The sequence below is a fragment of the Providencia sp. PROV252 genome, from assembly GCF_033676005.1.
GTDB classification, from domain to species: domain Bacteria; phylum Pseudomonadota; class Gammaproteobacteria; order Enterobacterales; family Enterobacteriaceae; genus Providencia; species Providencia vermicola.
Map to the genome: position 1 here is coordinate 1,265,253 of NZ_CP096294.1, position 21,520 is coordinate 1,286,772.

The 21,520-nt window shown below is 42.7% G+C and carries 18 protein-coding genes and 1 other annotated feature; of the genes, 7 read left to right on the forward strand and 11 right to left on the reverse strand.

The window, feature by feature from the left end; genetic code table 11:
* The first annotated feature begins 99 nt into the window (after positions 1 to 99).
* Together gndA and M1F05_RS05575 are read left to right on the forward strand one after the other, a co-directional pair.
* Positions 100 to 1,506: an NADP-dependent phosphogluconate dehydrogenase gene (gene gndA, locus M1F05_RS05570; RefSeq protein ID WP_206085400.1), complete on the forward strand. Its 1,407-nt coding sequence runs from the start codon at positions 100 to 102 to the stop codon at positions 1,504 to 1,506.
* A gap of 367 nt (positions 1,507 to 1,873) precedes the next feature.
* Complete coding sequence (locus tag M1F05_RS05575; protein WP_206085401.1) at positions 1,874 to 3,067, forward strand: multidrug effflux MFS transporter; 1,194 nt, start codon at positions 1,874 to 1,876, stop codon at positions 3,065 to 3,067.
* A 56-nt stretch (positions 3,068 to 3,123) separates the two neighbouring features.
* Here M1F05_RS05575 and M1F05_RS05580 read toward each other — a convergent pair whose 3' ends face one another.
* The gene (locus M1F05_RS05580) at positions 3,124 to 5,994 is read right to left on the reverse strand and encodes a M66 family metalloprotease (protein WP_206085402.1); all 2,871 of its coding nucleotides are present in this window, start codon (positions 5,992 to 5,994) and stop codon (positions 3,124 to 3,126) included.
* 340 nt (positions 5,995 to 6,334) lie between these two features.
* Here M1F05_RS05580 and M1F05_RS05585 point away from each other — a divergent pair, with 340 nt between their 5' ends.
* Positions 6,335 to 6,976: a CatB-related O-acetyltransferase gene (locus tag M1F05_RS05585; RefSeq protein WP_206085403.1), complete on the forward strand. Its 642-nt coding sequence runs from the start codon at positions 6,335 to 6,337 to the stop codon at positions 6,974 to 6,976.
* A gap of 46 nt (positions 6,977 to 7,022) precedes the next feature.
* Here M1F05_RS05585 and M1F05_RS05590 read toward each other — a convergent pair whose 3' ends face one another.
* Entirely contained in the window at positions 7,023 to 7,520 is a 498-nt protein-coding gene (locus M1F05_RS05590) for a YbaK/prolyl-tRNA synthetase associated domain-containing protein (RefSeq protein ID WP_206085404.1), read from the reverse strand.
* Between the two features lie 333 nt (positions 7,521 to 7,853).
* Between M1F05_RS05590 and M1F05_RS05595 the strand changes: the two genes are divergently transcribed.
* Both M1F05_RS05595 and M1F05_RS05600 read left to right on the forward strand, forming a co-directional pair.
* Complete coding sequence (locus tag M1F05_RS05595) at positions 7,854 to 10,031, forward strand: TonB-dependent siderophore receptor (RefSeq protein WP_206085405.1); 2,178 nt, start codon at positions 7,854 to 7,856, stop codon at positions 10,029 to 10,031.
* A gap of 55 nt (positions 10,032 to 10,086) precedes the next feature.
* Positions 10,087 to 11,073, forward strand: a complete 987-nt coding sequence (locus M1F05_RS05600; RefSeq protein ID WP_206085406.1) for an ABC transporter substrate-binding protein — start codon at positions 10,087 to 10,089, stop codon at positions 11,071 to 11,073.
* A gap of 34 nt (positions 11,074 to 11,107) precedes the next feature.
* Here the strand turns inward: M1F05_RS05600 and hisIE are convergent, their stop codons facing one another.
* Genes hisIE through hisG form a run of 8 tightly spaced genes read right to left on the reverse strand, consistent with a single transcriptional unit; the run spans position 11,108 to position 18,184 of the window.
* A complete protein-coding gene (hisIE, locus tag M1F05_RS05605) occupies positions 11,108 to 11,719 on the reverse strand; it encodes a bifunctional phosphoribosyl-AMP cyclohydrolase/phosphoribosyl-ATP diphosphatase HisIE (RefSeq protein WP_206085407.1) in 612 nt (203 codons plus the stop codon).
* Complete coding sequence (gene hisF, locus M1F05_RS05610; RefSeq protein WP_206085408.1) at positions 11,713 to 12,489, reverse strand: imidazole glycerol phosphate synthase subunit HisF; 777 nt, start codon at positions 12,487 to 12,489, stop codon at positions 11,713 to 11,715. Before hisF ends, hisIE begins: the two co-directional genes overlap by 7 nt.
* Complete coding sequence (gene hisA, locus M1F05_RS05615; protein WP_206085409.1) at positions 12,471 to 13,208, reverse strand: 1-(5-phosphoribosyl)-5-[(5-phosphoribosylamino)methylideneamino]imidazole-4-carboxamide isomerase; 738 nt, start codon at positions 13,206 to 13,208, stop codon at positions 12,471 to 12,473. The genes hisF and hisA overlap by 19 nt, the downstream gene beginning before the upstream one ends.
* 5 nt (positions 13,209 to 13,213) lie before the next feature.
* Positions 13,214 to 13,807: an imidazole glycerol phosphate synthase subunit HisH gene (hisH, locus tag M1F05_RS05620; RefSeq protein WP_206085410.1), complete on the reverse strand. Its 594-nt coding sequence runs from the start codon at positions 13,805 to 13,807 to the stop codon at positions 13,214 to 13,216.
* Positions 13,807 to 14,874, reverse strand: a complete 1,068-nt coding sequence (hisB, locus tag M1F05_RS05625) for a bifunctional histidinol-phosphatase/imidazoleglycerol-phosphate dehydratase HisB (RefSeq protein WP_206085411.1) — start codon at positions 14,872 to 14,874, stop codon at positions 13,807 to 13,809. The genes hisH and hisB overlap by 1 nt, the downstream gene beginning before the upstream one ends.
* A 13-nt stretch (positions 14,875 to 14,887) precedes the next feature.
* On the reverse strand, positions 14,888 to 15,958 hold the full coding sequence (gene hisC / locus M1F05_RS05630; RefSeq protein WP_206085412.1) for a histidinol-phosphate transaminase: 1,071 nt from the start codon (positions 15,956 to 15,958) through the stop codon (positions 14,888 to 14,890).
* Positions 15,959 to 15,961: 3 nt separating this feature from the next.
* A complete protein-coding gene (hisD, locus tag M1F05_RS05635; protein WP_206085413.1) occupies positions 15,962 to 17,278 on the reverse strand; it encodes a histidinol dehydrogenase in 1,317 nt (438 codons plus the stop codon).
* Between the two features lie 6 nt (positions 17,279 to 17,284).
* Complete coding sequence (hisG, locus tag M1F05_RS05640) at positions 17,285 to 18,184, reverse strand: ATP phosphoribosyltransferase (RefSeq protein ID WP_206085414.1); 900 nt, start codon at positions 18,182 to 18,184, stop codon at positions 17,285 to 17,287.
* Positions 18,185 to 18,224: 40 nt separating this feature from the next.
* Positions 18,225 to 18,351: a sequence feature (His leader region), on the reverse strand.
* Between the two features lie 267 nt (positions 18,352 to 18,618).
* Here hisG and M1F05_RS05645 point away from each other — a divergent pair.
* A complete protein-coding gene (locus M1F05_RS05645) occupies positions 18,619 to 19,446 on the forward strand; it encodes an SDR family oxidoreductase (RefSeq protein ID WP_206085415.1) in 828 nt (275 codons plus the stop codon).
* On the opposite strand, the gene M1F05_RS05650 is transcribed toward M1F05_RS05645, so the two are convergent.
* On the reverse strand, positions 19,439 to 20,062 hold the full coding sequence (locus M1F05_RS05650) for a glutathione S-transferase family protein (RefSeq protein WP_206085416.1): 624 nt from the start codon (positions 20,060 to 20,062) through the stop codon (positions 19,439 to 19,441). The two genes, M1F05_RS05645 and M1F05_RS05650, sit on opposite strands and share 8 nt — an antisense overlap.
* A 230-nt stretch (positions 20,063 to 20,292) precedes the next feature.
* Between M1F05_RS05650 and M1F05_RS05655 the strand changes: the two genes are divergently transcribed.
* Positions 20,293 to 21,498, forward strand: coding sequence for a serine hydrolase (locus M1F05_RS05655; RefSeq protein WP_206085417.1), 1,206 nt, complete (start codon positions 20,293 to 20,295; stop codon positions 21,496 to 21,498).
* Positions 21,499 to 21,520 lie beyond the last annotated feature (22 nt).

The following is a 21,520-nucleotide window of genomic DNA, read 5'->3' on the forward strand; positions in this document are numbered from 1 at the left end:
TAACTACCATGCTGCACGATCCTAGGTTAATATGTGATCCCGTTAACAGAATGTCAGCACATTGAGGCTGACTTGGTCCTAATCAGACAGGAGTTGTTCATGTCAAAGCAGCAGATTGGTGTTGTCGGAATGGCTGTCATGGGGCGTAACCTTGCGCTCAATATTGAAAGCCGCGGTTACTCAGTGTCTATCTTTAACCGTTCTAAAGATAAAACAGACGAAGTAATTGCCGAAAATCCAGGGAAAAACCTTGTTCCCAACTATACAATTGAAGAGTTTGTTGACTCTCTGGAAAAACCACGCCGCATCTTATTGATGGTTAAAGCGGGTGAAGCAACGGACAAAACAATTGCCTCGCTGACTCCTCATCTGGATAAGGGTGATATCCTTATCGACGGTGGTAACACGTTATTTACGGACACAATCCGTCGTAACCGTGAATTATCTGCACAAGGTTTTAACTTCATCGGAACGGGTGTTTCTGGTGGTGAAGAAGGTGCATTAAAAGGCCCTTCAATTATGCCTGGTGGTCAAAAAGAAGCTTACGAATTGGTTGCGCCAATCTTAAAAGAAATCGCAGCGAAAGCGGAAGGCGAGCCTTGCGTGGCTTACATGGGGCCAGACGGGGCAGGTCACTACGTTAAAATGGTACATAACGGTATCGAATACGGTGATATGCAATTAATCGCTGAAGCTTATTCATTGTTAAAAGGTTCATTAAACCTGAGCAATGAAGAGCTGGCAGGCACCTTTGCAGAGTGGAACAAAGGTGAATTGAGCAGCTACCTGATTGAAATTACAGCAGATATCTTCAAGAAAAAAGATGAAGAAGGTAAGTACCTTGTTGACGTGATTTTAGATGAAGCGGCAAACAAAGGCACCGGTAAATGGACGAGCCAAAGTGCGCTGGATTTAGGCATTCCGCTGACATTAATCACGGAGTCTGTTTTCGCTCGTTATATTTCTTTCTTAAAAGACCAACGTGTTGCAGCGTCTAAAGTCTTAACTGGCCCAGTCTTAAAACCGGTTGAAGGGGATAAGAGCGCGTTTGTTGAGAAAGTACGTCGCGCGCTGTACTTAGGTAAAATCGTCTCTTATGCGCAAGGTTTCCAACAGCTAAAAGCGGCATCAGACGAGTACAATTGGGACCTGAACTACGGTGAGATTGCAAAAATCTTCCGTGCAGGCTGTATCATTCGTGCACAATTCCTGCAAAAAATCACGGATGCCTACAACCAAGATGCGAAAATTGCCAACTTACTGTTAGCGCCATATTTCAAACAAATCGCGGACGAATACCAACAAGCTCTGCGTGACGTTGTGTGCTACGGCGTGCAAAATGGTATCCCAACACCAACCTTCTCTGCGGCGATTTCCTATTACGATAGCTACCGCTCAGCGGTATTGCCTGCAAACTTAATCCAAGCGCAGCGTGACTACTTTGGTGCTCACACCTATAAACGTACGGATAAAGACGGTGTTTTTCATACAGAGTGGATGGAATAATTCCAATATCATCCTTTACCGATGATACAAAAGGCGCTAACTTTGGCGCCTCAGACTGCTGACAAACCGATTAGGTTTGGCTGCAGGTTGGATAGATTTTGAAAATAGACGAGGAAAATCAAAGAATTGATTTTCGGCTGATAACACAAAGCAGGAAAAACCACGCTTTTATCCTGCTTTGCTAACAACCTAAGGCGCTAACTTTAGCGCCTTTTTTGCCTTTCACAAATCGTCAAATTGCCTAAAGAAATGATAAGGTTATTTATTTTTACGTTTCTTTTTTGATAGCTAGATGAATAGGTTCCGCTACATTATTCATCAATTGTTGAATGACATAACTTTTATTACGGTATCTGAGCATAGTTTTATGCGTAACTTTCTTATTTTATTACTTTTATTAGTATTGCTTGGCCCATTGGGTATTGATTTATACCTGCCGACTATCCCTGATATTGCGAAGGATTTAGGTAGCAGTGAATCCGTGATTCAATCGACCATTGCACTATTTATTTTAGTCCTAGGCTTAGGGCAATTGATTTCTGGGCCACTGGTCGACCGATACGGGCGAAAGCCCATCGCGATAGTTGGTATGGTGCTCTACATTATTGGGGCTGGTGTTGCCATTTCAGCCACGACGCCAACGGTATTTATTGCCTCGCGTTTACTGCAAGGGGTTGCAGTCTGTTGCACTTCTGTGGTGGCATTTAGCTGTGTTCGTGACCGCATGAATGGCACTGAAGCGGCTCGTGCATTTGGTTTTCTTAATGGCACATTGAATATTGTGCCTGCACTCGCGCCGTTATTAGGCGGTTTGCTGGCAGAAGCATGGGGTTGGCGTGCACCGTTTTGGTTCCTTGCATTATATGCTGTCATCATATTGGTATTAATCGCGGTATTTTTACCTGAGACACGACCGACAAATTTGCCTAAAGTGAAAATTATTCCTTTGGAAACCTATTGCCGTATTTTAGGTCATCGCCAATTTATCATTTTTGCTCTCGTCAATGCAGGTACGATGGGGATGGCATTAACCTATGTTTCCCTTGCACCAACGGTGTTGATGGGGGAGGCTCAGCTGAGCCCGTTAGCGTTTTCCATTGTGTTTGGGATTAACGGTTTTTGGATTATGTTTGCCAGTTATATTGCTAACCATTTTATTCATAAAATCGGGCGTCCTGCCTGCTTGTTGGTTGGTAGCTCAATGATGGCGATCGGTTGTTTAGGGTTGATATTAGGTTTTGTTGTGTTGCCAGAAGCTATTCAAAGTCATTGGGTTGTTTATATGTTGCCTGTGGCTTGTGCGTGTACAGGCCTTGCCTTTATGATGGGAACTGCAACCAGTTATGCTCTTGAGCCTTTTGGTAATGAAGCGGGGACGGCATCTGCATTGGTAGGGTTTGTGCAAATGGCTGGCGGTGCAGCACTGGGTCTTTTGGCTATAGCATTACCAATCGTGCCAAAGTTATCGTTAGCGATTGTGATGTTAGTCGGCTGTATTTTTGGTTTAGTGGCAAGAAAGGCCAGTTTAAAATTAAATTTGAGTCCCCCCACGAGTGATTAATAAGATTTAAGACTCTATTGATTATATTTTCATAGAGTCTTAAATCGACTTAATGATTAAATGACATAGCCATTAACTGTGGTAGCAAGCTTATTTGGTTTAATATCAATATGCTGTGTATGAACAAGTTTGTTATGCACATAAATATTGGCTTTTATTGGATTAAGCGCTCTTTCAATATTTATATGAAATTTGTTCATGACGTCTTTTGATTTTCTAACGTCGCTTAATTGGTATTTATGTATTTTACCATTTTGTAAAATGACTTCTATGTAGGGAGCATAAGCCCCAATTTGCGTATCAGGCTGATAAACCATCCCGTATGACCCATAAATAGGAATGCAGCTTTGTTTCTCAATTTTACCTTCAGGGTCATAAAACCCAGTTAAGTTCACGATGGGAACACCTTGTTTATATGGTTTTTTAGTTATTATATGGGAAGCTGATTTTACCCACTTATGGCCATCTGAAATATAGGTGCTTGTTTCATTATTGCTTATCAATTCTATATCATCATTGACATGTATTTTGCTTTGCCAAAGTGCTAATGAACTGATTTTTATAACAGCACCATTATTTTCTTGACTGGCAGCTGGAATATAAAGGTTAGGGCTATGATAGCCATTTCCGCTATTGATATGAATATATTTATGTTTGTTTATCAATTTATTAAATTTTTCGATAGTGAATGTTTCACCATTATGTACTTGGTAATTAAAGAAATAAAAGGCGGAAAGGTCTAAGGGAACATCCTCCATTTTTTGAGTAATAGGGTTCCATTTTTGATATCCTGTTTTGGATTTAGCAGAGAAAACATAACTATTTTCAAGCCGTTTTTGGATAGCTACCAGTGAATTTGGTGTGTACATGGTGTATGAGTTATATCTATCATCATAAGGGGTTCCTCCTGACATCGCATCGGTGTTTAATTTGCCTTCTTTTGTCTGATTGGGAATGAAATAGTTATAATCAGCATCCCATAACCATGAAGAGTTTTTTTTGTCTGCTGGGGCATGTGTTCCCCCCTCAGTTCCCCCATAATAGTCGCCTAACCCAAAATTATGTCCTAGCTCATGACTAAGTTCGTTACCTCTTGAATTATACAGTGTAACTTTCCCTGCACCTCCTGACCAGCCATGCACTTGCTCACCATTTTCATATACCCCTATAGAATTATGTACAGTGACTTGGAAAGATGGAATAAACGAAAATTCTGCGGCAGTGCTATTAATACCATAGTTGGCTAAATTAATACCGTCAGAGATAAGGTCTTTTCCTATTTGATGGCGCATATTTCCACTGTGCCCACCACCATTTCCTGTCGCTTTTTCGGTGAAAACATCGCCATTAGGCATGACGACCTCAGTTAAGTGAACAGGCTCATACTGAGCAACAATCAGCTTTTCTGCAGGGATAGTTTGAAAATATTGGCGATGTAACTCTGGGTGAGATTGGAAATCAAACTCATTTCTTGGTGGTGTTAGCATACCGATATCAATTGTATTAATTAAAATTTTATTGGGAGCACCAATGGGAATATTGGATAAGACCCCTTTAGTATTTGAGGTATTAAAAATAAACTGAATACCTGGTTTTATGTGCTCTTGTGAAATACTCGCGGACCATGTGTTCTTCGTATAACTTAAGTTTGCAACGGGCTCAGGTGAAGCTTGTTCCGTAATCGGGAGCCATTTTTTGTTCGGGTCATAGACAAAGGTAATACTTTCCCCTTTGGTTAATTTGTACTGTTTATTACCATAGCGAATATAGCTATCAAGAGTTGCTTTCGAGTTAAACGTCATTTTTTTTTTATAAAAATGGTTGTTGGCTCTCAAAGTGAAAAATCTTGCCCAGTTTCCATCACTTGTTTCAATTTTTATTGAGTTATTTTCTTTAATTAACTTGCTTAAGTATCCATTTTCTTTTGCTATTTTAGATATTTCATCATTTTTATTGATGGTCAGGTCGTACCGCATAGGAGCACTAAGAGTGGATGTAAGCACAGAGTTTTTTTGTTTCATGAATAACTCTGACTTTTTAGGTTTTAAGGAATAATACTTGGCAATTAAAGCGTCACTTTTAGTTACCCAATGGCCATTTTCATCACAAATTAGTTTAATACTACTACCCTTATTTAATGTTATAGAATTTTTGCTATAGTATATTTTTATGTCTCTATTCATTCTGTTTTTGACTTTAATGTGCATATTTGCCAATTTTTTATTACTGGCTAATATCAAGGGAGTTATATTTGATTCATTATTAAATTCTAACTGTATATAATTTTTATTATTAAATTTTTTTTCTAGCGGGTTAAACATATTCACAAATTGAGCTGTTTCATTTTTAATCTTTAAATTTAAATTCCATGGGCTAGAAAAGTCTTTAGGTCGTATATTGGTCTTTTGAATAGCATCATTGGCGAGTTGGGGAAGCTCGGAAGGTGGGTGCATTTCCTGAGTGACTAACAGATTTTTGTCCTTATCATAAATACTGAATGTCATTTTTGAATCATAGTCCAAGTACATTTGGGGTTTGAACATGAGTAATGTTTTTCGTCCCGAAACTAGCCTTGGTTGGGTATCACCTTCAATTCGGTTAATTGCGGGGAACAGTGAGCTTTGAGCTAAATAAACAGTGCCTTTTAAGTCTCCTGTTGTATCACTTAACTCTTGGTTAGTTGTGGCATCAAAATATTTATTTTTATTATAAATATTCATATCAGGAATATCTTCATAGATGGCCTGAGGTGATGAGGACTCATTAGATAATGTCTCATTCATTATGATAGAGGAATACCTGATCTCATTAAGTTGGTGATGTTGAGTTTTAAAATCATTAAAATATTCAATGGAATAATTTTCTATTATGTTAGGTAAGTTAGTGAGGTTTTTAATCAACGATAAGGGGGAATAATCCATTAACATAATTTTCCTTTTTGTTCTCTTTACTAGTTTCATTATTTTAATTTAATTCATTTTCTTTTAAATTATAAGATTTGAAATTAGAAGTTTTTCTTAAAAATCAATGTGATTATGTTTATAATTAAATTATTAATTTTCAATTAAATGAAAATTAAATTATTCTATTTTTGATTAAAGTGATATTATTAAAGTTATTGGCTAAGACAGTACTATAGTGATTGATATGAGAAACCCATTATTAAATCAGCCTAGAGTGGCTAAAGGTGATGTATTTTGAGCGCGAATACATCACCATAGAAAGCGTTCTATGGTAATCATAAACAAATAAAATAGGTTTATTACCATGAATAAGAAACATTGGTCAAAATACCAATTACTTCACGAAGTTGTGCAAAATCCCAATATTCATATCAAAGGAAAACACAGTTATTACAGTGATTGCTACGATAATGGCTTTGAAGACTCCGTTGTGCGTTATTTACAAGGGGATGCGCAAAGTCGAGATTGGCAACTGGCATGGGATGTTGACCAACTGTATATCGGCGATTATGTCTGCATTGGCAGTGAAGCGGTGATTTTGATGGGGGGAAATCATACGCATCGAATGGACTGGTTTTGCTTGTACCCTTTCCTTGAATTTATTGAGGAAGCCTATGTTGGCAAAGGGGATACCATCATTGGTGACGGTGTGTGGATTGGCATGCGGGCGTTTATTATGCCTGGCGTCAAAATCGGTGAGGGGGCCGTCATTGCAACTAACAGTGTGGTGGTTAAGGATGTTGAACCTTATTGTATTGTGGGGGGAAACCCTGCGAAGCCTGTTAAATACCGGTTTTCACCTGAAGTGATTGCCGAGCTATTGGCGCTGAAAATCTATGATTGGCCAGAAGCAAAATTCACCGCATTAAAGCGTGTGATTTGTGGTTCTGATTTTCAGGTGCTAAAACAAGCCAGTATCGAATACGACCAACAACGTTATTCGTAATTGTTATAAGGGGGTTCTGCGGAATCCCCTTTTTACTATTAGACAGTTAGCTTTCTTCCGTGCGAATAAATTCAACCAATGTAGGCTGTGCAATGCGTTGGTAATCTTGAGTATTTAAAATAATTGATCGCTCTAACGTCCCTGCATTGAATGCCAGTTCATCAAAACGTGCAAACAATAACGGATCGGCAATAAGCCGTAAATTGGGGTGAAAGCTAAACGGGGGGATCGCACCAAATACACACTGAGTCAGCTCATCCACTTCTTTTGGGCTTGCCAGTGATGCACGAGTTCCACCAATGGCGATGGCTATTTTGCTTAAATCGGCTTGCTTGTCCGCAGGTAAAATGGCTAGAACATGTTGCTTCACCCCATTTCCTTTTACATGACAGACTAAACCCTTAGCACCTTGCCCTAATTGCGTTCCACGAATTTTTGCCACTTCCTCGGATTTCCCCGCGGTGGAGTGTTCCATCACACGGTATTTGGCATGATTGTCATCTAATAGCTGAGTTAATTGCCTAAAAATTACGTTCTCTGACACCGTTTTTTCCCTTTAAAACCCGATCAATATCAGGGAATGATAACAAGTTCATTGGGAGATACAACCGCAAAACGTAAGAGCCAATAACGGGGTAAATTTGGGAAATAGTATAAATTGCATATCAGATGCGGTTTTTACCTGTTTTGTCCATCCGTTCACGGATTTTATTATGGTATGTTCTGAAGTGTTTTTATTATCTAATAAATTCAATTAATTATAAATCACGATTACATGTTAGTAATGAGAATGTTTATTGTTAAGAGTTGAGCTTGATCATTTACGCTCTGTTTTATTCTCGGTAATATAATTTTTTATATAACGAAAATAGATAACATGAAACGTAAAACCCACTTATATGTCATCACGTCATTGATCGCAGGGATCGCGCCATCCATCGTTGCTGCTCAAGTTTCCGAACAAATCAGCAAACCGAAACAAGATAAAATGCTCGTCACGGCAGCACCGACAGATGTCACCGCTGAAGCCCAAGCTGGCGCAGGTTTCTTTACTTCTCAAATTGACCTTGGGCCATTAGGCGATGTGGAATGGATTGATACCCCTTATTCCACCACCACAATCAGTCGTGAAATGATAGATAACCAGCAAGCGAAAAGTGTCAGCGAGCTGCTGAAATACGCCCCAAGCGCACAGATGCAAGCACGCGGTGGGATGGATGTCGGCCGTCCTCAAAGCCGTGGTATGCAAGGTAGTGTTGTTGCCAATAGCCGTTTGGATGGACTCTATATGGTGTCGACAACGGCATTCCCTGTGGAAATGCTCGACCGCTTAGATGTCATTAACAGTTTAACAGGAGCACTGTATGGCCCAGCAAGCCCAGCAGGGCAGTTTAACTTCACCGCCAAACGCCCTGAAGATATTCAACGTTTATCATTAGGTTACCAAAGCCGTAATACTTACAGCGGGCACGTTGACCTTGGAGGGTATTTCGATACCGATAAACGCTTTGGTTACCGTTTGAATTTAATGGATGAAGAAGGGACGGGTAACTTAAAAGATAGCACCTTACGCCGCAAGCTGGCATCGGTTGCTTTTGATTGGAATATTCAACCAGGCACACAATTGCAACTGAACGCCAGTCACTACAATTTTGTGCAAAAAGGCTATGTTGGCAGTTTTAGTTATGGTCCTGACATTAAATTACCCAAAGCACCAAACCCACAAGATAAAAACTTAGCTCTGCATACTGCGGGAAATGATTTAACCACCGATACCGTTAGTACACGTTTAATTCATGATTTCAATGAAGACTGGAAATTGACAGCGGGTGTTGGCTTCCAACAAGCGGACAGGGCGATGCGCACAGTTTCAAGTCAAATTGTTGATAACCAAGGTGGGATAAAACGCTCATTGTCAGACTCCCCCGCATCAGGGCGTTTTCGCGTCCTGAGTAACTCAGCGGTACTTAATGGCCATGTGGACACGGGCTCAATTGGCCATGATTTATCATTCGCCACTAACGGCTATGTTTGGTCAATTTACAGTGCAAAAGATGGCAGCATTAAACGAGATTTAGGCTCAACCAATATGTTCAACCCTTCACCGATGGAAGAGCCATCTGATGGACGAATTCATACGGGGGGCTCTCGTTATAAAGCTAGCGAAAACCGCCAACAAAGTATCACGGTAGGTGACACCATTACCTTTGACTCGCAGTGGGCAGTGATGTTTTATTTGAGCCAAAGTTGGATTGAAAGCCAAAGCTTTGACAAACAACATCATAAAACTAGCCAAACTAATGATAACGGGCTAAGTCCACAGGCGGCGGTGATGTATAAAATTACCCCGCAAGTGATGACTTACGTGAGCTATGCGGATTCTCTGGAAGAGGGGGATACCGCGCCATTGAATCAAAACATTAAAAATGAAGGGCAAACGCTTGATGCCTATCGCAGTAAGCAATATGAAATTGGGATTAAAGCGGATGTGGCTGATTTAAACCTCGGCGCGGCACTGTTTCAGTTAGAGCGCCCATTTGCTTATGTCGATAATAATGATGTATTTCGCAAACAAGGGGAACAAGTCAACAGGGGGCTTGAACTCACGGCTACAGGCCATGTTTGGCAAGGGTTGAATGTTTATAGTGGTATTACTTTCTTAGACCCGAAATTGAAAGACACGAAAAAAATCGAAGCGCGTGATAAACGTGTTGTGGGGGTGCCTAAAGTTCAAGCGAATATGTTAGTGGAATATGCTCTGCCATCTATGCCTGAATTGGTGTATAGCGCCAATGTGCATTACACCGGTAAACGTGCCGCTAATGACACCAATACCAGTTGGGCGGGAAGTTACACGACATTGGATCTTGGCACTCGCTACAGCACAAAAATCAATCAAACCCCAACAACGGTTCGTTTATCGGTGAATAACGTCACTGACGAGCGTTACTGGGCATCCATTTTCCCATCAGGGATCAATGGTGAAGGCCGTGGTGGGAGTGCCTTCTTAGGTGCAGGCCGTGAAGTTCGTGCAACGGTTACGTTTGATTTCTAATGATAAAAGTTTAGGAGCTCGCCGTTTTATATCAAGGTAAAGCGGCGTGATAAATATGAGAAAAACTATTTTTCTGCAATCGGTCATTTTACTGTTTGGGCTGCTAATGGGCAGTGCAATACAGGCGAAGACAGATAACCCGCAATTACGCATCGCAACACCTTGGCCTGCACAAAATACCATTATTATGATGCTCGGTTATGGCGAGCAAATTGTCGGCACTTCGGTGATTGCGAAAAAAATTCCGTTGTTTCGCCAAATGCTGCCAAATATTGATGATGTCCCAGTGATCAGTATTAGCAACCAACTGAGCCCAGAACAGATCATTTCATTACGTACGGAATTACTGTTTGTCGCCAAAGGAATGGAGGTTCCACAGCGTGATTTATTAGAAAATGCAGGGGTAAAAGTGGTTGAATACCCCGCTAATTCTTTAAAATCGTTACAAGAAAGGGTACAGGCAACCGCAAAAGAGCTGGGCCCAGATGCACAAAGTAAAGCGATTGAATACCAACGTTATTTCGACCGTAATGTGGCATTGGTTAATGCACGGCTGGCGGACTTAACGGAAGCGGAAAAACGCACGGTTTACCACAGTATGGGGAGCACATTGTTTACCTCGGGGCGACCATCGTTAAATCAAGATTGGATGGATTTAGCTGGGGCAAAAAATGTGGCAGAAACATGGTTTGCAGATAAAAAAAATAACTCAGGTGAGGTATTACTGGAAACCATCATCGCAGCGAATCCAGATGTGATTGTGGCGATGAATAAGGAAGATGCCAAGATCATCAAATCATCTTCCCAATGGCAAGAGATGGACGCAGTTAAAAACCAGCAAGTGTATGTGAATCCAAAAGGCATGTTTTGGTGGTGTCGTGAAACGTCTGAAGAAGCGTTGCAGTTTTTATGGTTAGCTAAAACACTGTACCCAGAGCGTTTTGCGGATATCAATATGCAGCAAGAAACGGCGGATTTTTACCTGAAATTCTTTGGCATTTCACTGAGTGAGGTGCAAATCGATAATATTTTGCACCCATAAAATAACTCTGCCTGCTAAACAGGCAGTTTATCAACTACTGATGACGCTCTTTTAAGCGTTTGATAATCGTGCTTAAATCGAGGTCTTGGTCTTGCAGTAACACCATTAAATGGTACATCAAATCCGCAGCTTCATTTGTCAATTCAGCACGGTCATTAACAGTTGCGGCCAGTGCGGTTTCAACGCCTTCCTCACCCACTTTTTGTGCGATACGTTTTGTGCCGCTGGCATACAGGCGGGCGGTATAAGAGCTCTCTGGCGATGCCGTTTTACGCTCTTTTAATAGCGTTTCCAACTCAAACAAAAAGCCCCAGTCACTTTGTGCGGGTGCAAAACAGCTTTGTGTGCCGTTATGACATGTTGGGCCATCTGGCAGGGCGAGGGCTAATAAGGTGTCGCTATCGCAATCAGGGTAAATATCTAATAAATTCAAAAAATTATTGGAAGTTTCCCCTTTTGTCCACAAACGCTGTTTGGTTCTTGAATAAAAGGTCACTTTGCGGCTCTCTAAGGTGACTTGCAGTGCTTCAGGGTTCATGTACCCCAGCATCAACACATCCCCTGAAACCGCGTGTTGTACGATAACTGGCATCAGATTATCGACTTTTTGCCATGCTAGTTGGCTACATTGTTCTGTGGTTAACATACTCTAATTTGAACTCCATTTTCGGCTAGGTATTGTTTTAATTCACCGATATTAATAATTTGTTTGTGAAAGACGGAAGCGGCTAAGGCACCATCAACACCAGCATCAGCAAAGGCATCAAGGAAGTGAGCTTTTTCACCTGCGCCCCCTGAAGCAATTAACGGCACTTGGCAAACCTCACGCACTTTTTTCAGTTGTACCAAATCATACCCTTGGCGTACACCATCTTGGTTCATCATATTTAAGACGATTTCGCCCGCGCCGCGTTGCTGGGCTTCTTTGACCCAATCCAAGGTTTTCCAGCGGGTTTGTGTGGTACGTTTTTCATCCCCTGTAAATTGGTAAACTTGATATTCATTGGTACTGTCATCAAACCAAGTATCAATGCCCACCACGATACACTGAACACCAAAGCGGTCGGCTAAACGGGTGATTAACGTTGGGTCAGACAGTGCGGGGGAGTTAATCGAAATTTTGTCTGCGCCAAAAGATAAAATCTGCGCTGCATCTTCCACACTCTTAATACCGCCTGCCACACAGAACGGAATATCAATCACTTCTGCAACTTTAGCAACCCAGCTTTTATCGACAACGCGGCCATCAGATGATGCAGTAATATCATAAAAAACCAGCTCATCGGCACCTTCTTGTGCATAGCGCTGCGCTAATGGCACGATGTCGCCGATAATTTCGTGGTTACGAAATTGCACACCTTTAACGACTTGCCCGTCGCGAACATCCAAACACGGAATTATGCGTTTTGCCAACATTCGATTGCCTCCGCAACGGTAAATTTACCTTCGAGTAATGCTCTGCCCACAATAACCCCAGCAGCACCAGACGCTGGAATAGCCGCGATATCCGCTAAATTGCCAATGCCACCAGAGGCTTGAAAGGCAATATCAGGGAATTTCTGGCTGATTTCTTGGTACAGATTGACGTTTGAGCCAGCCAACGTGCCATCTTTTGAAATATCGGTACAAAGGACGTGTTTTAAGCCATAAGGGCGATAAATTTCAATAGCTTGCTCTAAGGTTAAATTAGAGTTTTCTTGCCAGCCGCTAATGGCGATTTCTTTCACACCTTCGGCATTGATCCGCACATCTAACGCCAACACAATTGCTTCACCGCCGTAGGTTTCAAACCAGGTTTTCACCAGTTCAGGCTTGGTGACAGCCGTTGAACCAATCACCACGCGAGTTGCACCCGCATCTAATAACGCTTTGACATCGTCTTCGGTACGAATACCGCCGCCTACTTGTACTGGGACACTCACACCCGCTAACAGTTTTTTCAGTAGCGGAATTTGGCGTTTTTGTGGGTCTTTTGCCCCCGTTAAATCCACAAGATGTAGGAGCTTCGCGCCTTCTTTTTCATATTGTTGTAAACGCGGGAGTGGGTCAGTGCCGTAATCCGTTTGCTTGGCGTAATCCCCCTGATGTAACCGCACCACGGTGCCATCAATTAAATCTAATGCAGGAATGATCATGGTTCTTACATCTCCAAAAAGTTTTGAATCAAGCGAGCGCCAGCGGCACCTGAACGTTCAGGGTGAAATTGCACACCGAAAAAGTTGTCGCGATTTACTGCACTGCTAAATGGGTTGCCATATTGGGTTTGCGCGATGGTATTTTCTGAAATTGGCATCGAATAGCTGTGCACAAAATAGAAATAAGCATCATCAGCAATCCCTTTGAATAACGGGTTCCCCGCGAGGGCTTTCACTTGGTTCCAGCCGCTGTGGGGAACGGGTAAGCCATTGGCATCCATTTTGCGCACAGGACTATCAATCAGACCAAGTAACGGAATTTCCGTTTGACCTTCTTCGCTGATGCTGCCGAGTAATTGCATGCCCAAACAAATCCCTAAAACAGGTTGAGTTAATGCTCTGATTAAGGGCACTAATTCACGCTCTACGAGTTTTTCCATCGCTGCGCTTGCAGTACCTACACCGGGTAAAAACACCTTATCGGCTTGTAAGATAGTGTTGGTATCACGGCTAACCACAGGGTGATAACCTAGGCGTTGCACCGCATAGGTTACCGACGCTAAATTTGCACAGCCAGTATCTAGGATGACAACGTTCATCAAAGAACCCCTTTTGAGCTTGGTAAAGTATCCCCTTCAACACGGATAGCTTGGCGCAATGTACGACCAAACACTTTAAATAAGCTTTCAGCTTTGTGGTGATCGTTTTTCCCTTTAGTTTTCAAGTGCAACGTACAACCCATCGCGTAAGATAACGAACTAAAGAAGTGCTCAATCATTTCGGTGCTTAAATCGCCCACGCGTTGGTATTTAAATTCAGCTTTATATTCAAGGTGAGGGCGCCCTGAAATATCTAGCGCACAGCGTGCTTGGCACTCATCCATCGGTAGTACAAAGCCAAAGCGTGCGATGCCGCGTTTGTCACCCAGCGCCACTTTCAATGCCTCGCCTAAAGCAAGGCCCGTGTCTTCGACGGTGTGGTGGTCATCGATAAATAAATCCCCTTTGACTTCAACATTTAAGCGGAAACCACCGTGGGTTGCGATTTGGTCTAGCATGTGGTCAAAGAAGCCAACACCAGTGTTAATTTTGCTGCCACCTTCTTGGTCTAACCAAACCTCCACCAGAATATTAGTTTCTTTGGTGACGCGCTCAACACGTGCATGGCGGTCGCGTTTGGTTAATTGGGCAGTGATGGTTTCCCAATCGAGGTCGGTCGCACTATAGCGTAACCCTTTGATCCCCATGTTTTTAGCTAGTTGAAGATCAGTTTCACGGTCGCCGATGACATAGCTATTGTCGCTGTCGAGCACATTGCTGTCTAAATAACGCTCAACTAATTGAAGTTTAGGTTTGCGACAAGCGCAGTTATCTTCAGGTTTGTGCGGGCAAATCAGGACTTCATCAAATTTTACACCTTGCGATTCAAAAACTTGCATCATCAAGTTGTGTGGTGGCTCAAAGTCTGCGGTTGGGAAGCTATCGGTACCTAAGCCATCTTGGTTGGTTATCATCACTAAACGGTAATTGGCTTTTTGCAGAGCAAGTAAACTTGGAATGACGGCCTTTTCAAAGGCAAGTTTACTTAAGCTATCCACTTGGAAATCAGTCGGTGGCTCGGTAATTAATGTTCCATCACGGTCGATAAATAAAATTTTCTGGCTCATGAGTCATTCCTAATTAGCAAAGTGCTTCAATAGCTTCAATAACACGGACATTTTCAATTTCTGTCCCGATAGTAATACGCAGGCAATTTTCCAGTCCTGGCTGCTTGCTTTGGTCACGTAGGATAATGCCTTGATCCCACAGGGCTTTAAACACTTTATTGCCGTCAGTAAAGCGCACCAAAATATAATTGGTTTCGCTTGGATAGACTTTCTCGACAACTGATAAATCACGCAGAGCTTCAGACAGGGCAATACGGTTTTCAGTTACGGTTGCTACACGGCTTTTCATGGTGGCGATGCCTTGTGCATCAAGTGCTTGCGCTGCAATCATCGCAACTGGGGTTGATAACGGATAAGGGGCGATAACTTTTAATAATATCTCAATCACTTCAGCTGATGCTAACGTGAAACCACAGCGCAATCCTGCTAATGCAAAGGCTTTTGATAACGTTCTTAAAATAACCAAATTAGGGTATTTTGCTAACCAGCTTGCGACGCTGTACTGCGGACAAAACTCAATATAGGCTTCATCAACCACTACCAGTGCACGGCCTGCCGCCATCTCTAACACTTCCTGCAAATCTTTATTATCGATGATATTGCCAGTTGGGTTATTTGGGCTACAAATATAAATAAGTTTAGTATTTGTGAGGTTTTCGCGAATAGAAGCCACATTTAATGACCAATCTGGCAGAGCCATAATTCTTTTCTGCTCGACGCCAAAGGTTTCTGCACTGACGCTGTACATGCCGTATGTCGGAGGACAGAACATCACAGCATCTTTGCCGGGTTCGCAAAATGCGCGGATCAGCAATTCAATGGATTCATCCGCACCACGGCACACTAAAACTTGCTCAGGGGTAATGCCTGCGTAGGCCGCATAGTTATTGATTACAGCCCCAGGTTGGCATTCAGGGTAACGGTTTAGGTTGCGCTCACTAAATTGGTAATCTGGTGCGATAGGATATTCGTTAGCGTTGAGCCAAACGTCCCCATTTCCCCCTAAACGGCGCGCAGACATATACGGGGTCATGGTTTTGACATTTTCACGCGCAAGGCTGGCAGCATTAAATTTTTGGCTCATGACTTACTCCTGATTTTGTTTTTTTAGTTCTGTGACACGTAAAGTCACCGCATTTTTGTGGGCAGTCAGTTGTTCCGCCTGCGCTAACGTTTCAATGGTGTTGGCTAAGCCTAATAAACCCTGTTTAGACAGTTTTTGCACGGTCATGCGCTTCATAAAATCTGCAAGGCCGAGGCTTGAATAGGTTGTTGTGTAACCATAGGTCGGTAAAACGTGGTTGGTGCCTGAAGCGTAATCCCCAGCAGACTCTGGTGACCAATCACCAACAAAAACAGACCCTGCACTGGTGATGTTCGCCACTAAATCATCGGCATCACGAGTTTGTAAAATCAAGTGTTCTGGCCCGTAACGGTTACTGATTTCCACACATTGTTTGATAGAGTCAGCAATAATGACGCGGCTGGCGTTCAGGGCTTCTCGCGCAATCGCAGCACGTGAAAGCTGGGCGAGCTGTTTTTCTGTTTCCGCTATCACGCGCTGGGCGAAGTTTTCATCATCGGTTAATAAAATGACTTGAGAATCTGGGCCATGCTCCGCTTGGGATAACAAATCAGAGGCGGTAAACGCTGGGTTTGCTTGGCTATCAGCAATCACTAACACTTCAGATGGGCCCGCTGGCATATCAATCGCTGCACCTTCGTGGCTTTGGCTGACTTGGCGTTTTGCTTCAGTCACATAAGCATTGCCTGGGCCAAAAATTTTATCGACTGCAGGGATGCTCTGTGTCCCAAAGGCCATCGCAGCAATCGCTTGCGCACCACCGACTTGGAAAATCTCTGTAATGCCACACAGTTTTGCCGCATACAGAATTTCATCGGCAATAGGGGGTGGGGAACATAAAATAATTTTGCGGCAACCCGCGATATTAGCGGGTGTGCCTAACATCATGACCGTTGATAATAACGGCGCTGAGCCACCTGGAATATACAAACCAACTGCATCAATCGGGCGTGTGACTTGCTGGCAAACAACACCCGCTTGGGTTTCTACCGTTATGGGGGTGGGGATCTGCGCTTCGTGAAAACGGCGAATATTACTAATGGCCGTTTTCATTGCTGTTTTAATCTCATCACCGAGGCGTGCTTCAGCTTCATCAACTGCATTTGGTGCAACACGTACGGTATCAATTTCGGTTTTATCAAAACGGCGGCTTAAGGCTTGGAGGGCGCTATCGCCCTCTCGACGAACTTGATTGATAATCTCACTGACTGCGGTGCTAATGCTACCAGAGGCAGCAATAGCAGGGCGCATCAGTAATGCACTTTGTTGTTGTTCGTTGCAATCTGCCCAGCGAATTGGCTGGTTGAATCCCATTTCCATGATGACTTACTCCATCATTTTTTCGATTGGCAGAACAAGAATTGAACTTGCACCTAATGCTTTTAGTTTTTCCATGGTTTCCCAGAATAAGGTTTCTGAGCTGACCATGTGCATAGCAACGCGGCTGTGGTCACCTGCTAGCGGCAGAATAGTTGGACGCTCAGCCCCTGGCAGTAGCGCGATGATATCATCCAGCGTTTCACTTGGTGCGTGCAGCATGATGTATTTAGATTCGCGAGCTTGGATAACGCCTTGAATACGGGTCATCATACGGTCAATAAGTTGTTGTTTGTCCGCAGACATTTCGCCATCACGTTGAATTAAACACGCTTTAGAGCGATAAATCACTTCCACTTCTTTCAGGCCATTGGCTTCTAAGGTTGCACCCGTAGAAACGAGGTCACAGATGGCATCGGCTAAGCCAGCACGAGGAGCAACTTCGACAGAACCGTTCAGTAAGCAAGATTTAAACTGAATGCCTTTTTGGTCGAAATAGCGTTTTAGCAAGTGTGGGTAAGAGGTGGCAACGCGTGAGCCATTTAAGCATTCTGCCCCTGTATAGTTAAAATCTAATGGTGCAGCTAAAGAGAGGCGGCACCCACCGAAATCCAAGCGGCGCAATGTTTTGTACTGAGGGTCTTCCCCTTGTGCGCGGCGATTTAATAACTCTTCTTCAAGGACGTTTTCACCGATAATGCCTAAGTCCACTACACCGTCCATAACCAGCCCTGGAATATCGTCATCACGCACACGAAGTAAATCAATAGGCATATTTTCTGCATAAGCAATCAAACGTTGTTGTTGTAAATTGATTTTGATCCCGCAGCGAGCCAATAACTCTCTTGATTCTTCGCTTAAACGACCTGACTTTTGAATAGCAATACGTAAACGTGATTTATCCAACATAACCTTACCCCATATTCCTTTAGTAACTTTTTGTTTTAATATAAAAAAACCCTCGGAAGATTATCTTCCGAGGGTTCTCTCATTTGCATTTCAGCCACCGGAAGATTCGTTGATCGTCTTCCAGCACACATCGCCCGAAAGACTAATCAGGATGATGGTGATGATGATGGTTGCGTGAAATACGATTCATGATGTCTTCCGTTCTCTTATTTAACTGAATGACTAAACATTCACTGTGCTAACTAAATACTCATTGGTATCCAACCTATCCGATTTCCCCCTATGAATGCAACCTTTTTTTAAAAAATAACCAATAATAATTCGTTGGGCAGGTTTTATAGTGATTAATCCCCCCGAAAATCCATTCGGAAGTTTTATGGTTTTCAGCTAATCTAAGAAAAAACTCAGTGCCTTAGCAGATTTGGAGTCGAAGCATGAAAAAAGTCACAATTATTGGATTGGGTTGGCTGGGGTTACCATTAGCACAGGCTTTACTTTCCAAAGGTATCCAAGTGGTGGGAACCAAAACAACGCCAGATGGTATTGAGGCCGCTCGAAGCGTGGGGATTGAGTGTTACTCATTAAAACTGACGCCTGGGCTAGAATGTGACGCTGATGATTTAACGCAATTGATGGAAGGTAGTGATGCGCTAGCCATTTTGTTGCCACCCTCTAAAGTGAATGTGGAACATTATGTGTCAGCGATTGAAACGCTGGTAAATAGTGCGATTACCTTTAAGGTGCCCAAAGTGATTTTTACCTCTTCGACGGCGGTGTATGGTGAGCAAAATGGTGAAATGACGGAAGGTTCTCCGTTAGAAGGCGTAACGGCTTCCGCACAGGCGTTGATTGATACCGAAAACTGGTTACATCAATTGCCAAATATCTCGGTGGATATACTGCGTTTAGCGGGGTTAGTGGGGGAAAAACGTCATGCAGGGCGTTTTTTAGCCGGCAAAACAGGGGTTAAAGGTGCCATGCAGCCTGTGAATATGGTGCATCAAGATGATGTTATTGAAGCGATTCTTGCATTACTTAACCAATTAGAGGGCGGACATCTTTATAATTTGTGCGCACCTATTCACCCAACGCGACGAGCGTTTTATACCCAAGCGGCGAAATCATTGGGGCTCGTTCCTCCTGAATTTATTGACTCAGTGAATGAAGCGGAAGGAAAGTGGATTAACGGCAATCGAATTTGCCAAGAAATCGGGTTCGAATACCAATATCCAAACCCGAATAGCATGTTGATGACTATTTAATTGGGATCATCACAATTTTTTGGAACGCAGGGCGTGTGGTGAGCTGTTGGTACCAGCGCTCTAAGTTTTTAAACTCAGGGCGTTCGGTGACAATTTCGTGCCATGGGTAAAATAATGGTGCAATGGAAATATCGGCAATACCGAATTTATCACCGCTAAAATACGCCTGATGGGCTAAGGCATCATCAGCAATTTGCAGTAATTTGTTGATATTGGCATAAATGATTTTTGCTTGTTCTGGGTCTCTATCGGCTTCTGGGACACGGACGATTTTGTTCATCATCTGTTTAATGTGATCAAACAAATTCGCGTTGCTCCAATCCATCCATTTATCGGCTGCTGCTCTTTCTTGTACATCCTTAGCCAGTAATAAGTGAGAGTGATCAAACTTTTCCGTAAGGTAACGTAAAATTGCATTTGATTCCCACAGAGCAAAGTCATCATCCTGTAGAGTTGGGATTGTGCTGTTTGGATTCATTTTTTTGTATTCAGGTGTATCAAGCCCACCAAATGGGCCACCCACATCTTTTTGATTATAAGCCACATTTAATTCTTCTAAGCACCAAAGTACTTTTTTGACATTGGAAGAATTGGCACGTCCCCAGACAGTTAACATTGCAGTCTCCTAATTGATTTTTGTCATTAGCCATATCATTAACCATAGTTAAGATAGATTAAATTCGCTTTCAGGCAAATCTTTATTTCCTATAGGTGGTCTTAGTGGAAATAAAGCCTTATATTATGATGAGTTAGCAATTTTTATCACGGCGAAGGGTTCATCGTTTAGTGATGGTGAGTAAGAAGATAGTCATTTTAAATATTTAGCATTAAGTGAAGGAATAACCGATGAGTAAAAAAATGTTGTCCCTAAAAACCCGCCGCGCTGGTATTGGGTTGAGTCTTTTGATGGCCGTTAGCACCAGTGGTTATGCGGCCGAGACACCGGTTGCTCCTCAAATCGATGCCAAAGCATATGTCCTGATGGACTACAACAGCGGGAAGATTTTAGCATCAGGAAACCCTGATGAGCGTTTAGACCCAGCCAGTTTAACCAAGATCATGACAAGTTATGTGGTGGGGCAGGCAGTGAAGGCGGGGAAAATAACCACGCAAGATATGGTAACAGTCGGGGAGGATGCATGGGCGACAGGGAATCCTGTTCTGAAAGGCTCTTCGTTGATGTTTTTGAAGCCAAAAGACCGTGTTTCGGTATTGGATTTGAACAAAGGGATTGTTATTCAATCAGGTAATGATGCCAGTATTGCTCTTGCGGACTACGTTGCAGGGAGCCAAGATTCGTTTGTGAGTTTGATGAACCAATATGTTCAACAAATTGGTTTGAAGAACACACATTTTAAAACCGTCCATGGGCTCGATTCTGAAGGGCAATTTAGTACGGCTCGCGACATGGCGTTATTAACACAAGCGATGATCCGCGATGTGCCTGATGAATATGCGCTGCATAAAGAAAAAGAATTTACCTTCAACAAAATTCGCCAGCCTAACCGTAACCGTTTGTTATGGAATCAAAATTTAAAAGTGGATGGTGTGAAAACGGGGCACACGAGCGGTGCTGGCCATAATTTAGTGGCGTCAGCAACAGAAGGGGATATGCGTTTGATTTCGGTTGTGCTTGGCGCGCCAAGTGACCGTGTACGTTTTACCGAAAGTGAAAAGTTACTGACTTGGGGTTTCCGTTTTTTCGAAACAGTCACACCAATTAAAGCAGATGCGACATTGAAAAAGCAGCGTGTCTGGTTTGGAGATAGCTCTGAAGTGGCATTAGGCGTGGCGGATGATGTGTCTGTGACTATCCCTAAAGGTCAGTTGAAAAATCTGAAAGTCGATATTCAGATGACCAATGATTCGTTAGAAGCGCCATTAGCGAAAAATCAAGCCGTTGGGACGATTAACTTTATTCTTAATGATGAAGTGATTGAGCAGCACCCACTTGTGGCAAAATCAGCGGTTGAAGAAGCGGGATTCTTTGGGCGTATTTGGGATTATATTATGAAAACCATTAGTGGCTGGTGGAGTGCAATTTTTGGTTAATTAATCCGCCATGTTTGAATTA

Coding starts and splice junctions, on each gene's coding strand:
- M1F05_RS05655 (WP_206085417.1), top strand. CDS start 20,293: ATGAGTAAAAAAATGTTGTCCCTAAAAACCCGCCGCGCTGGTATTGGG.
- hisG (WP_206085414.1), bottom strand. CDS start 18,184: ATGTTGGATAAATCACGTTTACGTATTGCTATTCAAAAGTCAGGTCGT.
- gndA (WP_206085400.1), top strand. CDS start 100: ATGTCAAAGCAGCAGATTGGTGTTGTCGGAATGGCTGTCATGGGGCGT.
- M1F05_RS05600 (WP_206085406.1), top strand. CDS start 10,087: ATGAGAAAAACTATTTTTCTGCAATCGGTCATTTTACTGTTTGGGCTG.
- M1F05_RS05595 (WP_206085405.1), top strand. CDS start 7,854: ATGAAACGTAAAACCCACTTATATGTCATCACGTCATTGATCGCAGGG.
- hisA (WP_206085409.1), bottom strand. CDS start 13,208: ATGATCATTCCTGCATTAGATTTAATTGATGGCACCGTGGTGCGGTTA.
- hisH (WP_206085410.1), bottom strand. CDS start 13,807: ATGAACGTTGTCATCCTAGATACTGGCTGTGCAAATTTAGCGTCGGTA.
- hisC (WP_206085412.1), bottom strand. CDS start 15,958: ATGAGCCAAAAATTTAATGCTGCCAGCCTTGCGCGTGAAAATGTCAAA.
- hisD (WP_206085413.1), bottom strand. CDS start 17,278: ATGGAAATGGGATTCAACCAGCCAATTCGCTGGGCAGATTGCAACGAA.
- hisIE (WP_206085407.1), bottom strand. CDS start 11,719: ATGTTAACCACAGAACAATGTAGCCAACTAGCATGGCAAAAAGTCGAT.
- hisB (WP_206085411.1), bottom strand. CDS start 14,874: ATGAGCCAGAAAATTTTATTTATCGACCGTGATGGAACATTAATTACC.
- M1F05_RS05650 (WP_206085416.1), bottom strand. CDS start 20,062: ATGTTAACTGTCTGGGGACGTGCCAATTCTTCCAATGTCAAAAAAGTA.
- M1F05_RS05645 (WP_206085415.1), top strand. CDS start 18,619: ATGAAAAAAGTCACAATTATTGGATTGGGTTGGCTGGGGTTACCATTA.
- hisF (WP_206085408.1), bottom strand. CDS start 12,489: ATGTTGGCAAAACGCATAATTCCGTGTTTGGATGTTCGCGACGGGCAA.
- M1F05_RS05575 (WP_206085401.1), top strand. CDS start 1,874: ATGCGTAACTTTCTTATTTTATTACTTTTATTAGTATTGCTTGGCCCA.
- M1F05_RS05585 (WP_206085403.1), top strand. CDS start 6,335: ATGAATAAGAAACATTGGTCAAAATACCAATTACTTCACGAAGTTGTG.
- M1F05_RS05580 (WP_206085402.1), bottom strand. CDS start 5,994: ATGTTAATGGATTATTCCCCCTTATCGTTGATTAAAAACCTCACTAAC.